General features: G+C 68.8%; 9 protein-coding genes and 2 tRNA genes. 8 read left to right on the top strand and 3 right to left on the bottom strand.

Features of this window, described 5'->3' with window-relative positions:
* Positions 1-165: 165 nt before the first annotated feature.
* Entirely contained in the window at positions 166-981 is an 816-nt protein-coding gene (locus tag ACWD4G_RS27445) for an Fpg/Nei family DNA glycosylase (RefSeq protein WP_451297886.1), read from the top strand.
* 22 nt (positions 982-1,003) lie between these two features.
* Here ACWD4G_RS27445 and ACWD4G_RS27440 read toward each other — a convergent pair whose 3' ends face one another.
* Positions 1,004-2,281, bottom strand: coding sequence for a GNAT family N-acetyltransferase (locus ACWD4G_RS27440; protein WP_451297884.1), 1,278 nt, complete (start codon positions 2,279-2,281; stop codon positions 1,004-1,006).
* A gap of 216 nt (positions 2,282-2,497) precedes the next feature.
* Here ACWD4G_RS27440 and ACWD4G_RS27435 point away from each other — a divergent pair, with 216 nt between their 5' ends.
* Positions 2,498-3,670, top strand: coding sequence for a PP2C family protein-serine/threonine phosphatase (locus tag ACWD4G_RS27435; protein ID WP_451297882.1), 1,173 nt, complete (start codon positions 2,498-2,500; stop codon positions 3,668-3,670).
* Positions 3,671-4,789: 1,119 nt separating this feature from the next.
* On the opposite strand, the gene ACWD4G_RS27430 is transcribed toward ACWD4G_RS27435, so the two are convergent.
* Entirely contained in the window at positions 4,790-5,878 is a 1,089-nt protein-coding gene (locus ACWD4G_RS27430) for an acyltransferase family protein (RefSeq protein ID WP_451297880.1), read from the bottom strand.
* A gap of 580 nt (positions 5,879-6,458) precedes the next feature.
* On the opposite strand from ACWD4G_RS27430, the gene ACWD4G_RS27425 reads away from it, so the two are divergent.
* Positions 6,459-6,653 carry a hypothetical protein gene (locus ACWD4G_RS27425; protein WP_451297878.1) on the top strand — a complete coding sequence of 65 codons (195 nt, stop codon included), beginning with the start codon at positions 6,459-6,461 and terminating at the stop codon, positions 6,651-6,653.
* Positions 6,654-6,919: 266 nt separating this feature from the next.
* Here the strand turns inward: ACWD4G_RS27425 and ACWD4G_RS27420 are convergent.
* Positions 6,920-6,993, bottom strand: a tRNA-Gly gene (locus ACWD4G_RS27420).
* Between the two features lie 223 nt (positions 6,994-7,216).
* Here ACWD4G_RS27420 and ACWD4G_RS27415 point away from each other — a divergent pair.
* From ACWD4G_RS27415 to clpX, 5 genes are all read left to right on the top strand, one after another.
* Positions 7,217-7,290 (top strand) — tRNA-Pro (locus ACWD4G_RS27415).
* A 282-nt stretch (positions 7,291-7,572) separates the two neighbouring features.
* Positions 7,573-8,964 (top strand): trigger factor, encoded by a 1,392-nt coding sequence (gene tig, locus ACWD4G_RS27410; RefSeq protein ID WP_451297877.1) that lies wholly within the window; start codon positions 7,573-7,575, stop codon positions 8,962-8,964.
* Positions 8,965-9,371: 407 nt separating this feature from the next.
* The gene (locus ACWD4G_RS27405; RefSeq protein WP_451298047.1) at positions 9,372-9,986 is read left to right on the top strand and encodes an ATP-dependent Clp protease proteolytic subunit; all 615 of its coding nucleotides are present in this window, start codon (positions 9,372-9,374) and stop codon (positions 9,984-9,986) included.
* Positions 9,987-10,113: 127 nt separating this feature from the next.
* On the top strand, positions 10,114-10,794 hold the full coding sequence (locus ACWD4G_RS27400) for an ATP-dependent Clp protease proteolytic subunit (RefSeq protein WP_451297875.1): 681 nt from the start codon (positions 10,114-10,116) through the stop codon (positions 10,792-10,794).
* A gap of 204 nt (positions 10,795-10,998) precedes the next feature.
* Positions 10,999-12,285 carry an ATP-dependent Clp protease ATP-binding subunit ClpX gene (gene clpX / locus ACWD4G_RS27395; protein ID WP_451297873.1) on the top strand — a complete coding sequence of 429 codons (1,287 nt, stop codon included), beginning with the start codon at positions 10,999-11,001 and terminating at the stop codon, positions 12,283-12,285.
* The last annotated feature ends 85 nt before the right edge of the window (positions 12,286-12,370 follow it).

Raw genomic sequence — 12,370 nt, 5'->3', positions numbered from 1 at the left:
GCCCGGGGTGGCCGCACACCCAGCCCCCCCCCCCCCTAAAACCCGGGCCCCCACCCTTGTTTTGTGGGGCGGGGGGACCTCCGCGACCAGCCCCCACCCACCCGCAGCCGACGAACAACCCCACCCGCCCCCCACCCATTTCGGCTGAACCACCGGAGGTAACCGTTGCCCGAAGGGCACACCATCCACCGCCTGGCCGAGGACTACCTCGCCCACTTCGGCGGCAGCCGACCGGCCCACGTCACCAGCCCCCAGGGCAAGTTCACCGACGCCGCGGCCCTCCTCGACGGCACCCCCCTCACCACGGCCGAGGCCCACGGCAAACACCTCTTCCTCCAGTTCGGCGCCACGGAGGAGTGGGTCCACATCCACCTCGGCCTCTTCGGCAAGGTCAACTTCGGCGACACCCCCGCACCCCCGCCCACCGACACGGTCCGTCTCCGCCTGCGCAACGACACCGCGTACGTGGACCTCCGCGGCCCCACGACCTGCGCACTGATCACCGACGCCGAGAAGCAGACCGTCCACGCCCGCCTCGGCCCGGACCCCCTCCGCGCCGACGCCGACCCCGGCCGCGCGTACGCCCGGATCTCCCGCAGCCGTACGACGATCGCCGCCCTGCTGATGGACCAGAAGATCATCGCGGGCGTCGGCAACGTCTACCGCGCCGAGGTCCTCTTCCGGCACGCCATCGACCCGTACCGGCTCGGCAAGGACGTCACCCGCGGCGAATGGGAGGCGATCTGGTCCGATCTCGTCGACCTCATGCGCGAGGGCGTGCGCAACAACCGGATCGATACCGTCCGCCCGGAGCACACACCGGAGGCCATGGGCCGCCCGCCCCGCGTCGACGACCACGGCGGCGAGGTGTACGTGTACCGCAGGGCCGCCCTGCCCTGCCACATCTGTGGCGGCGAGATCCGCACCGCCGATCTCGCCGCCCGCAACCTCTTCTGGTGCCCCACCTGTCAGCAGAGATGAACGCCCGAAGCCGCCGAACCCCCTAGAAACAGTGCGGCAACCAGGGCGCGACGGTCGACGAGAAGAACCCCACCGACGCCCGAGCCAGCGCGCCCTCCCGCAACTCCCGCACCCGCCCCGCCGCCCCCAGGGAAGCGAGGCTCACCCCACCGAGATACGCCGCCCCCAACTCCCGTACGGAAAGGGCGAGGTCGGCGGGGGCCTCGGTCCGCTCGCAGGTCGCGCCCCTCGCGTCCCCGACCAGCCGCCAACGCCCCGCGTTCCAGGGGCAGAAGGCGTCCTCGACCTCGAACACCACATCCACCGGCGCCTGATACGTCCGCGCCGCGAGCGCCGCCCTCACGTCGACCAGCCGTACCTGCATGTCGTCCTTGATCTGCAGCCCGCACCGGCGCACATCCGTCACCAGATGCAGCAACGGGTCGTCCACGGGCCGCCGGTCGGCGACGACGGACGAGGTCAGGTCGATGTCGAAGAGGAACCGCCACAACGAGGCGTACGCGGCCGGGTCCAGCGCCTCCACGGACGTCACCATGACGACACTGTCGGCCCCACCCGGCCCCCAGACCGGTTTGACCCGGAATCGCGCGTATCCGACCACCTCCGTACCGCCCGACGCGCCGTCACCCCCGTCACTCCCGTCACCCCCGGCGTCCCGCTCGGCCACCACGCACTGCAACGGCGAGCCCCCCTCGCGACGTTGCTCCCCGTCGAGCAGTTCGAGCCGCTCCCAGTGCGGCTGACGCGCCAGCATTCCGGGCCGCCCCGCCACCCCGCGCGCGTACACCGCCTCACAGGCGTCGACGACGTCGGCCGGGGCGGCGTACCGGAGCCGTATGTCGTCGGTGCCGGGCGGCGCGGCCATCCGTACGCGGGTGGTGTCGATGTCGACGCCGAGCCGGTAGGTGGCGAGGCCGTAGCCGAAGCGGCCGTAGATCGGCTGCTCCGACGCGATGAGCACGGCCAGCGCCTCGCCCCGGGAGCGGCAGTCGTCCAACTGCCGTCGCATCATGGACGTCAGGACACCGCGACGGCGGTGCGTGGCGGCGACGCTCACCATCGTGACGCCCGCCGCCGGGACCAGCGCGCCACCGGGAACGGCGACGCGGAAGTCGAACGCGCCCGCCGTACCCACGCATTGGGCGCCGTCCCATGCGCCGATGCACCGGGCGTAGTCGCTGAGCGCCTCGTCCAGGTCGCGTTCCTCGGCCGGTTCGGGGACTCCGCCGAAGGCGCGGCTGAGGCTGTCGTACCAGACGTTCCACTCTTCTTTGCGCAGCACCCGCAGCTCGGTCGTCATGTGCCATGCCTAGCAGCGCGGTCCAGGAGGGAGCGAGTGAATTTTCTCCTGACTTATGTCGCGCGGCATGGGACCCTTCACAGGTGCCGCGCGAGGGCCCGAGGACGCGCTCCCGTGTGAGATCTGTGTGAGATTCGTCGTGAAGCGGCCCTCGGAAGGGGGACAAGTAGGACCTCCTGTGCACAGGGGCTGGTCCGATGGATAAGGTCCCGAACAATGGCAGCAGGACGAGAGCGGCGCGCGGCGGCCGATACGCTCACGGCCCGGATGAAGAGACTCCTTCACCGGGCCCGCACCGGCGTGCGCAAATCCGCCGTCGACTACTTCCGAGGCGACGGCTCCGACTGGGTCGCGCTGGCCGGGCTGATGTTGCTGATCCCGGTGCTCACCTGTCTCACGATGATCGACGAGGTGTGGTTCTCACCGGCCGTGCTGGTCCTGCCCATCGTCGCCGGTGGTCTGCTGCTCCGCCCCGCGAGCCTGCTCGCCCTCTACGCGGCCGCCGCGACCGCCCTGATCGTCGAGTCCGTGAAACTCGGCCCCTACACAGAGGGCCCGGCCAGAGTGACCCCCGGCATCGTGCTCGTGGTCGCCGCCTGCGGTTTCTTCGGCCTCCTCATCGCCCAGTTCCGCAGCCGGGTCGGCGTTCCCTGGCGGCGCGGCGGCACCATGCTCTTCGACCTGCGTGAACGCATCCGGGTCCAGAGCAAGTTGCCGCAGCTCCCGGCGGGTTGGCATCGCGAGATGGCCCTGCGCCCGGCGGGCGGCCAGTCCTTCTCGGGCGACTTCGTCGTGGCAGCCCGCACAAACGGCGGCCGAACCCTCGAAGTCGTCCTGACGGACGTCTCGGGCAAGGGCATGGACGCGGGCTCCCGCGCCCTGCTCCTCTCCGGCGCTTTCGGCGGCCTCCTGGGATCGCTCCCACCCCACGCGTTCCTCCCCGCCGCCAACGGCTACCTCCTCCGCCAGGACTGGGACGAGGGCTTCGCGACCTCCATCCACCTGGTCCTCGACCTCGACTCCGGCGACTACGAACTCTTCTCCGCCGGCCACCCCCCGGGCCTCCAGCTCAGCGCGGGCACCGGCCGCTGGGAGGAGAAGGCCGCCGAGGGCCCCCTCCTCGGCGTCTACGACGGCGCCCAGTTCGACCCCGTCAAGGGCTCCCTCCGCCCCGGCGACGTCCTGATGCTCTTCACCGACGGCCTGGTCGAAACCTCCGACCGAGACATAGTCGAAGGCATAGACCGCCTCACCGGAGAGGCCGACCGCTACGTGGCCGGCGGCTTCCACGGCGCCGCCTGGCACCTGATCGAAGCGGTGGCCAAGGACGTGAACGACGACAGGGCCCTACTCCTGATCAGCCGAGAGGGCCCCACGTTCACCAGGTAGCCGTCCACCGGACGGCTGGGGGCACCCGTTCACCGGACGGCGGGGGGACCCGTTCGGGGGGACCCGGTCGCTTGTTATCCGGTGGCTGGGCACCCGGCCGGTTTTCCCGGCCCCCCTAAGGGCGAAGCCCAAAAGGGGCGCGGGGAACGGCGCGAGCAACCACGAAGCCCCCGCACCCGCCCAAACACCCACGCCCCCCGAACTCCTAGGCACATCCGGGACGCACCCCTGACAGGGACGGCGGAACGACCGGGGTCGAAGGGGCGCAGCCCCTGACAGGGCGGCGGAGACGGGAGCGAAGGGGCGAACCCTGGACAGGATGGCAAGGGGGGCGAAGGGGGTGCGGCCCTGTCGGGCTGTCGGGGGACCGGGGGCGCAGGGGGGAGCCCCTGACAGGGTTGGTGGGATGACGGGGGTTGAAGGGATGCACCCCTGACAGGACGGCGGAACGAGCGGGGCCAAAGGGGTGTGGCCCTGTCGGGCTGTCGGGGGACCGGGGTCGAAGGGGCGCAGCCCCTGCCAGGACGGCGAGATGACGAGGGTTGAAGGGGCGCGCCCCTTGACAGACCAGCGGAACGAGCGGGTCGAAGGGGCCACCCCCTGACGGGCCGACGGGTGACGGGGGGCGAAAGGGCGCAGCCTCTGACAGGGAGGCGAAGGCGGGAGCGAAGGGGCGAACCCTGGACAGGATGGCAAGGGGGGCGAAGGGGGTGCGGCCCCTGTCGGGCCGTCGGGGGACCGGGGGCGCAGGGGGGGGAGCCCCTGACAGGGCTGGTGGGATGACGGGGGTTGAAGGGATACATCCCTGATAGGACGGCGGAACGAGCGGGGCCCGAAGGGGTGCGGCCCTGTCGGGCCGTCGGGGGACCGGGGTCGAAGGGGCAACAGCCCCTGCCAGGACTGGCGCGTGACGAGGGTTGAAGGGGCGCGCCCCTTGACAGACCAGCGGGGCGAAGGGGCGCAGCCCCTGCCAGGGATGGCCGGAGGGTGGGGGTCGAAGGGGCGCAGCCCCTGGGGATGGGACGGGTAGGGGCGGCGGGGGCGGCAATCCAGGGCGTGAGCCGACACACGACAGGAACCCAGGAGCCCAACGGCAGTGAACCCGCGCCCCCGCCAAACCTAGGCCTTGGCCCCGGCCTTCCCCCGCTCACGAGCCAACTCGGTCGCATCCCTCTTGAATGCCCACTCCAACTTCGGCTCCATCGCGAAGCGAAACACCCGCTGCACCGGCGGAGTGCACAACACCGTGATGACGACCGCCGCGACGAGCGTGACGATCAACTCGCCCACCGGCTGGTACACCCAGGCATGGGCGTCGTACCAGCCCCAGAACCGAGACCCCTTGGCGAGGAACCCGTGCAGCAGATAGCCGTACAGCGTCCCCGCCCCCAACACCGTGAACCACATCTTCCGCCGAGGTACCCACGAGAAGAAGCACACGGTCAACAGCATCGAGCAGCCGAACAACGCGAAGGTCATCACGACCCCGGCCCACCAGGGAGCGCCCAACTCCTGCGCGCTGTCCCGGTGGTAGAACCAGGCCGAGTTCATGTCCGGCCCCACCCAGTACGCGAACGCCAGCGCACTCGCGAACACCGGCACGGACAGCATCCGCACCTCACGCCGCCGCACGAACTGGAAGTGCGCGGGCTTCATGAACAGCCCCACCACGAAGAACGGCAGGAACTGCAGCACCCGCTGAAGATCCAGATCGTCCCCGATGTCCGGCGAGATCGAGGCCAGCGCCGCGATACCGAGCGCCACCGGAATCGGCCAGCGCACCACCTTCCACAGCGGAGTCGTCAGCCGCCACACGAACAGCGCGATCAGGAACCAGGTCAGATACCAGGGGTCGAGCAGACTGATCGGATGCGACGGATCGTCGTCGGCGTACTGCTTGAAGACGGAGTAGGCGACCTCGAAGAGGACATACGGCACGGCGATCCCGGTGATCAGCCGCTGGAGCCGGTCGGCGCGCATGTCGAAACTGCGCGAGAAATAGCCGGAGATGAGAATGAACGCCGGCATGTGGAAGCTGTACACGACCATGTAGAGCGCCTCGGCGGCGCGGCTGTGGTCGGTGAGCGGCTCCCAGGCGTGGCCCATCGCGACCAGCACGATGGCCAGATACTTGGCGTTGTCGAAGAACGCGTCGCGCTGCTTGGCGGGCCCCGCGTCCGGAGCCTGGGCGGAACCGGGTCTCGCCATGCCGTCGGTGGGGGACTGCGGCGACTGTGCCTGGGGGAGCGGCGCCCTTCGTCGGTCGTGTGATCGCAGCGAGGCAGCGGAGAACATCTGAGGCACCCTAGCGTTGTCTGTGCGATTCCGTAAAACCCTCGACGTGAATCCTGTTATTGCCGGTGACGAAATCACCCACGAGTACCCGGGATTTGACGCACCATGCCGGACGACCGACCGAGAGCGCGACCCTTCTGTCCGCATTCATACCGACTAAAGGGCGCATACCGTGCGCAGGCGACTCTGGTGAAATGTCCGACTGTTGAGGCGCGTTCAACAATTCGAATTACCTGCGAACAGCCTGTGTGGATACATGGGGAGGAGGTGGGTGTGGACAGATGTGTGTGTGCGGAAACGATCACTCGAATTCCCGCCCGGCACCCTCGCGTTGACCCGTGCTCCGTGTAACGGAGCCGTGTCACCGTGGTCGATGTTGTCTCACGGGCCGCATACGTGGGCCTCGTTGGTGGCACCATGGTTCTGGCGGGGGTGCGCGCGGCGTTGGCGCCCCTGGGCCGGGGAAGCGGACCGACCGAGGGTGTGATCAGTTGTGGCCATTTCGCTGTCAGTGGTGCTCTTGCTGGGGATCATCCTCGTCGTGCTGATGCGCGGGGGGAACATCAAGGGAGGCCCGGCCGTCGTCGCGATCCTCTTCGGCTTCTTCCTCGCCTCCACCGGCATGGCCGACGACATCCAACGCTTCCTGGACTCGATAGCGGACACGATCAACTCGATCCAGTTCTAGCGCCGCCCCGTTCCGGCATCCGGCCGCTCCGGCTCTCGGCACGCTCCGGCTCCCGAGGCCGCTCCGGTCGCAGGCCGCCTCCGGCACCCGGGCCGTTCCGGTCACAGGCTGCTCCGCCATCCGGCCGCTCCGGCACCCGGGCCGCCCCGGTCGCAGGCCGCTCCGGTTCCGGACCACTCCCGCTTCCGGGCCACTCCCGGATCTCGGCACCGCAAAAACCTCCGGCCCGCCACCGAGCGATCACTCGATGCCGGGCCGGAGGCCGATGGAGCGGGCGACGGGAATCGAACCCGCGTAGCTAGTTTGGAAGACTAGGGCTCTACCATTGAGCTACGCCCGCACAGCACGCGCCGCAGGTCGGGCGACCGCGGCACAGAAGGCATCGTAGCGGGTCGTACGCCCTCGCCGCACACCCCATTCCCGGCCGCCCCCGGCGCCACCGGTGCGCACCCCCCGCGCTCGGCGCATCACACCGCGTCCACGCGCCCCAAGTGCACCGAGCCCGCTCGGTAAATGCGGCAGCCGCCCTGTCCGCGGCCATGTACCCTACGTGTCGCACCAGACGGGGTGTGGCGCAGCTTGGTAGCGCGTCCGCTTTGGGAGCGGAAGGCCGTGGGTTCAAATCCCGCCACCCCGACAATCGCGCCGGACAGCGCTCCGGCCCACCACTACGGGACGCCCGGACGGTGCTCCCGCCGGCGGCTCCGGGCGACGCACCGACCGGCAACAAGATCACCTTTTGGGGCGTGTACCGGCGGCGGTTACTATGCAAGCTGCGCGCCCGTGTGTCTGCACTCTCACGTCTCTCAAGGGCCGCTAATCCGCTGAGGCGCTGCCCGGTCGTCTTCATCCGAATCCGACCGATCCGGCAGAAGCTCCCAGCAGAACCCCAAGAAGTCAGCCACAAGGAGACCGAACCGTGAAGAGCGCCGTGGAGACCCTGAACCCGACCCGGGTTCGGCTCACTGTCGAGGTGCCCTTCGAGGAGCTCAAGGACAGCCTCGACGCGGCGTACAAGAAGATCAACCAGCAGGTCACGGTCAAGGGCTTCCGCAAGGGCAAGATCCCGGCCCGGATCATCGACCAGCGGTTCGGTCGCGGCGCCGTCCTGGAAGAGGCCGTCAACGACGCGCTTCCGAAGCTCTACACCGAGGCGGTCAACGAGGCCGAGCTCAACGTCCTCGGCCAGCCCGAGGTCGACATCACGGAGCTGAAGGACGGCGAGACGCTGAACTTCACCGCCGAGGTCGACGTCCGCCCGACCATCGAGATCCCGGACTTCTCCGGCATCGAGGTCGAGGTCGACGCCGTCGAGGTCACCGAGGAGGACATCGACAAGGCGGTCGAGCAGCTCCGCGAGCGCTTCGCCTCCACCTCCCCGGTCGAGCGCGCCGCCGAGGACGGCGACGTCGTCACGATCGACCTTCAGGCCAAGGTCGACGGCGAGGTCCTGGAGGACGGCGTCGCCGACGGCGTCTCCTACACCATCGGCTCCGGCGAGCTGCTCGACGGCATCGACGACGCCGTGAAGGGCCTGGAGGCCGGGGCCGAGGCCACCTTCACCTCCGAGCTGAAGGGCGGCTCGGCGGCCGGCAAGGAGGCCGAGGTCACCGTCAAGGTCACCCAGGTCGCCGCCCGCGAACTGCCCGAGCTGGACGACGAGTTCGCGCAGCTCGCCTCCGAGTTCGACACCCTGGAGGAACTCCGCGCGGACAGCCGTACGCGCCTGGAGAACATGAAGCAGTACGACCAGGCCACGCAGGCCCAGGAGCGTGTCCTGGAGAAGCTGCTGGACCTGATCGAGGTGCCCGTCCCCGAGAAGCTCCTTGAGGACGAGATCAACACCCGTAAGCACAACCTGGAGCACCACCAGCTCGGCCAGATGGGCCTCGACCTGGAGAAGTACCTGGAGATCCAGGGCAAGACGGTCGAGGAGTTCGACGCCGAGACCAAGGAAGCGGCCGTCAAGGGCATCAAGACCCAGTTCGTCCTCGACGAGCTGGTCGCCAAGGAGAAGCTGAGCGTCAACCAGGAGGAGCTCACCGAGCACCTCATGCGCCGCGCCGCCTCCTCCGGCATGTCCCCCGACCAGTTCGCCCAGGCGGTCGTCCAGAACAACCAGGTCCAGCTCCTGGTCGGCGAGGTCGCCCGCGGCAAGGCCCTCGCCCTGGTCGTCGAGTCCTCCACGGTGAAGGACACCAACGGCGAGATCGTCGACCTGGACGACGACGAGGACGAGGACGCGTCCGCCGAGAGCACCGAGGAAACCCCGGCCGCCGCCGAGGCCGAGGAGAAGGCCCCCGAGGCCTGATCACGCCGCGAACAGCAGGCTCGACGGGCCTCTGGGTCACTTATGACCCGGGGGCCCGTCGGCCTACCTAGGGGCGCGGGGAACTGCGCGACCAGCCACGTACAGGCCGCACCCGCCGTTGCACATGACGATGGCAGACGCGTCTGCGGCTTGTGTGTGGTTGCTCGCGCAGTTCCCCGCGCCCCTCAGGGCGTGACCGGCGGCCACAAGTCACCCTGCTCACCCAGCGGAGCGACATGCGCTGACAGCGAACAGTTCCCTCTGCGGGATTCCTCGGCGGAGCCCCCGCGTTAGGGTCCATGAATACGAGGGCAGGGCTGTCGGCGAAACGGCTCGGCCCCCGGAAGGGAAACGTGAGACGGCCCGGCGCCGTCGTAAGACGAGCAGGTGGATACGTGACGAATCTGATGCCCTCCGCCGCCGGCGAGCCCTCCATCGGCGGTGGCCTCGGCGACCATGTCTACAACCGGCTGCTCAACGAGCGGATCATCTTCCTCGGCCAGCCGGTCGACGACGACATCGCCAACAAGATCACCGCGCAGCTGTTGCTCCTTGCCGCCGACCCGGACAAGGACATTTACCTGTACATCAACAGCCCCGGCGGCTCGATCACGGCCGGCATGGCGATCTACGACACCATGCAGTACATCAAGAACGACGTGGTGACCATCGCGATGGGCCTCGCCGCCTCGATGGGCCAGTTCCTGCTCAGCGCGGGCACCCGCGGCAAGCGGTTCGCGCTGCCGAACGCCGAGATCCTGATCCACCAGCCCTCCGCGGGCCTGGCCGGTTCCGCCTCGGACATCAAGATCCACGCCGAGCGGCTGCTGCACACCAAGAAGCGCATGGCCGAGCTGACGGCCCTGCACACCGGCCAGACCGTGGAGCAGGTCACCCGTGACTCGGACCGCGACCGCTGGTTCGACGCCGACGAGGCCAAGACCTACGGCCTCATCGACGAAGTCATCGCCACCGCGGCGGGCATGCCGGGCGGCGGCGGCACCGGGGCGGGAGGGGCCTGACCGGCACACGCCGGCGCGGGCCCCGGCAGGCGCCCTCAGCGTCCACGGCGCCGCCCCGACCCGCGCACCAGCCCCTGAAGCCCCAGCCGACCGCCACAGCCCCTCTCAGGCTCCCAGGAGACCCACAGTGAACGACTTCCCCGGCAGCGGCCTCTACGACAGCGCACGCGCCCAGTACACCGGCCCCTCGGCCGAGTCCCGCTACGTGATCCCCCGCTTCGTCGAGCGCACCTCCCAGGGCATCCGCGAGTACGACCCGTACGCGAAGCTCTTCGAGGAGCGGGTGATCTTCCTCGGTGTGCAGATCGACGACGCCTCCGCGAACGACGTCATGGCGCAGCTGCTGTGCCTGGAGTCGATGGACCCCGACCGTGACATCTCGGTCTACATCAACAGCCCCGGCGGCTCCTTCACGGCGCTCACGGCGATCTACGACACGATGCAGTTCGTGAAGCCGGACATCCAGACGGTGTGCATGGGCCAGGCCGCCTCCGCCGCCGCGGTGCTGCTGGCCGCGGGCACCCCGGGCAAGCGCATGGCGCTGCCGAACGCCCGTGTCCTGATCCACCAGCCGTACAGCGAGACGGGCCGCGGTCAGGTCTCCGACCTGGAGATCGCGGCGAACGAAATCCTCCGGATGCGTTCGCAGCTGGAGGAGATGCTGGCCAAGCACTCGACCACGCCGATCGAGAAGATCCGCGAGGACATCGAGCGCGACAAGATCCTCACGGCCGAGGACGCGCTCTCGTACGGCCTGATCGATCAGATCATCTCCACCCGGAAGATGAACAACAGCTCGGTCCGCTGACGCGGGAAAGGCTGTATTGTCTTCCGCCCCTTGGCATGGTTGGCACCGTTTGACCCAGTGCACGACACGCTGCACGTCAAAGCGAACCATGCCAAGGGGGGCCCGAACGGGGGGCCCGGCAAGGTACCGTCGACATAAGGCAGCACCAGGAGCCGCTGGACTTGTGAGTGTCCAGGCGTCTCCCAGGCGAAGGGGAAGCACACCGTGGCACGCATCGGTGACGGCGGCGATCTGCTCAAGTGCTCGTTCTGCGGCAAGAGCCAGAAGCAGGTCAAGAAGCTCATCGCAGGGCCCGGTGTGTACATCTGCGACGAGTGCATCGACCTCTGCAACGAGATCATCGAGGAAGAACTCGCGGAGACCAGCGAGGTCCGCTGGGAGGAACTCCCGAAGCCCCGCGAGATCTACGAATTCCTGGAGGGGTACGTCGTCGGCCAGGAGGCGGCCAAGAAGGCCCTCTCGGTCGCCGTCTACAACCACTACAAGCGCGTCCAGGCCGGCGAGAACGGCGGCGCCAACGGCCGTGACGACGCCATCGAGTTGGCGAAGTCCAACATCCTCCTGCTGGGCCCCACGGGCTCCGGCAAGACCCTCCTCGCCCAGACCCTGGCCCGTATGCTGAACGTCCCGTTCGCCATCGCGGACGCGACGGCGCTCACGGAGGCGGGCTACGTCGGCGAGGACGTCGAGAACATCCTGCTGAAGCTGATCCAGGCGGCCGACTACGACGTCAAGAAGGCCGAGACCGGGATCATCTACATCGACGAGATCGACAAGGTCGCGAGGAAGAGTGAAAACCCGTCGATCACACGTGATGTGAGCGGCGAGGGTGTGCAACAGGCCCTGCTCAAGATCCTCGAAGGCACCACGGCCTCCGTTCCGCCGCAGGGCGGTCGCAAACACCCCCACCAGGAATTCATCCAGATCGACACGACGAACGTCCTGTTCATCGTCGGCGGCGCCTTCGCGGGCCTGGAGAAGATCATCGAGTCCCGGGCAGGTGCCAAGGGCATCGGCTTCGGCGCGACGATCCGCTCCAAGCGCGAGCTGGAGTCCAAGGACCAGTTCGAGGACGTCATGCCCGAGGATCTGGTCAAGTTCGGCATGATCCCGGAGTTCATCGGCCGTCTCCCCGTCATCACCTCGGTCCACAACCTGGACCGCGAAGCCCTCCTCCAGATCCTCGTCGAGCCCCGCAACGCCCTGGTGAAGCAGTACCAGCGCCTCTTCGAACTCGACGGTGTGGAGCTGGACTTCGAGCGCGCGGCCCTGGAGGCCATCGCCGACCAGGCCATCCTCCGCCAGACCGGCGCCCGAGGCCTGCGCGCCATCATGGAGGAGGTGTTGATGTCCGTGATGTACGAAGTCCCCTCCCGCAAGGACGTGGCCCGCGTCGTCATCACCGCGGACGTCGTCCACTCCAACGTCAACCCGACCCTGATCCCGAGGGACGCGCGCGGGCGTGGACCGGGCGAGCAGAAGACGGCGTAACTCCCCAGCGGTACACAGACGTTGAAGGGGCCCCGGTCAATCGACCGGGGCCCCTTCACTGTTCGGAAATGTCAGGCCTCGACGT

It is taken from the genome of Streptomyces sp. NPDC002643, from assembly GCF_053592555.1.
Note: the sequence above shows the minus strand (reverse complement) of the source record. Positions and strands in the feature narration are given on the sequence as shown.

Coding starts and splice junctions, on each gene's coding strand:
- ACWD4G_RS27440 (WP_451297884.1), bottom strand. CDS start 2,281: ATGACGACCGAGCTGCGGGTGCTGCGCAAAGAAGAGTGGAACGTCTGG.
- ACWD4G_RS27435 (WP_451297882.1), top strand. CDS start 2,498: ATGGCAGCAGGACGAGAGCGGCGCGCGGCGGCCGATACGCTCACGGCC.
- ACWD4G_RS27430 (WP_451297880.1), bottom strand. CDS start 5,878: ATGGCGAGACCCGGTTCCGCCCAGGCTCCGGACGCGGGGCCCGCCAAG.
- ACWD4G_RS27405 (WP_451298047.1), top strand. CDS start 9,372: ATGCCCTCCGCCGCCGGCGAGCCCTCCATCGGCGGTGGCCTCGGCGAC.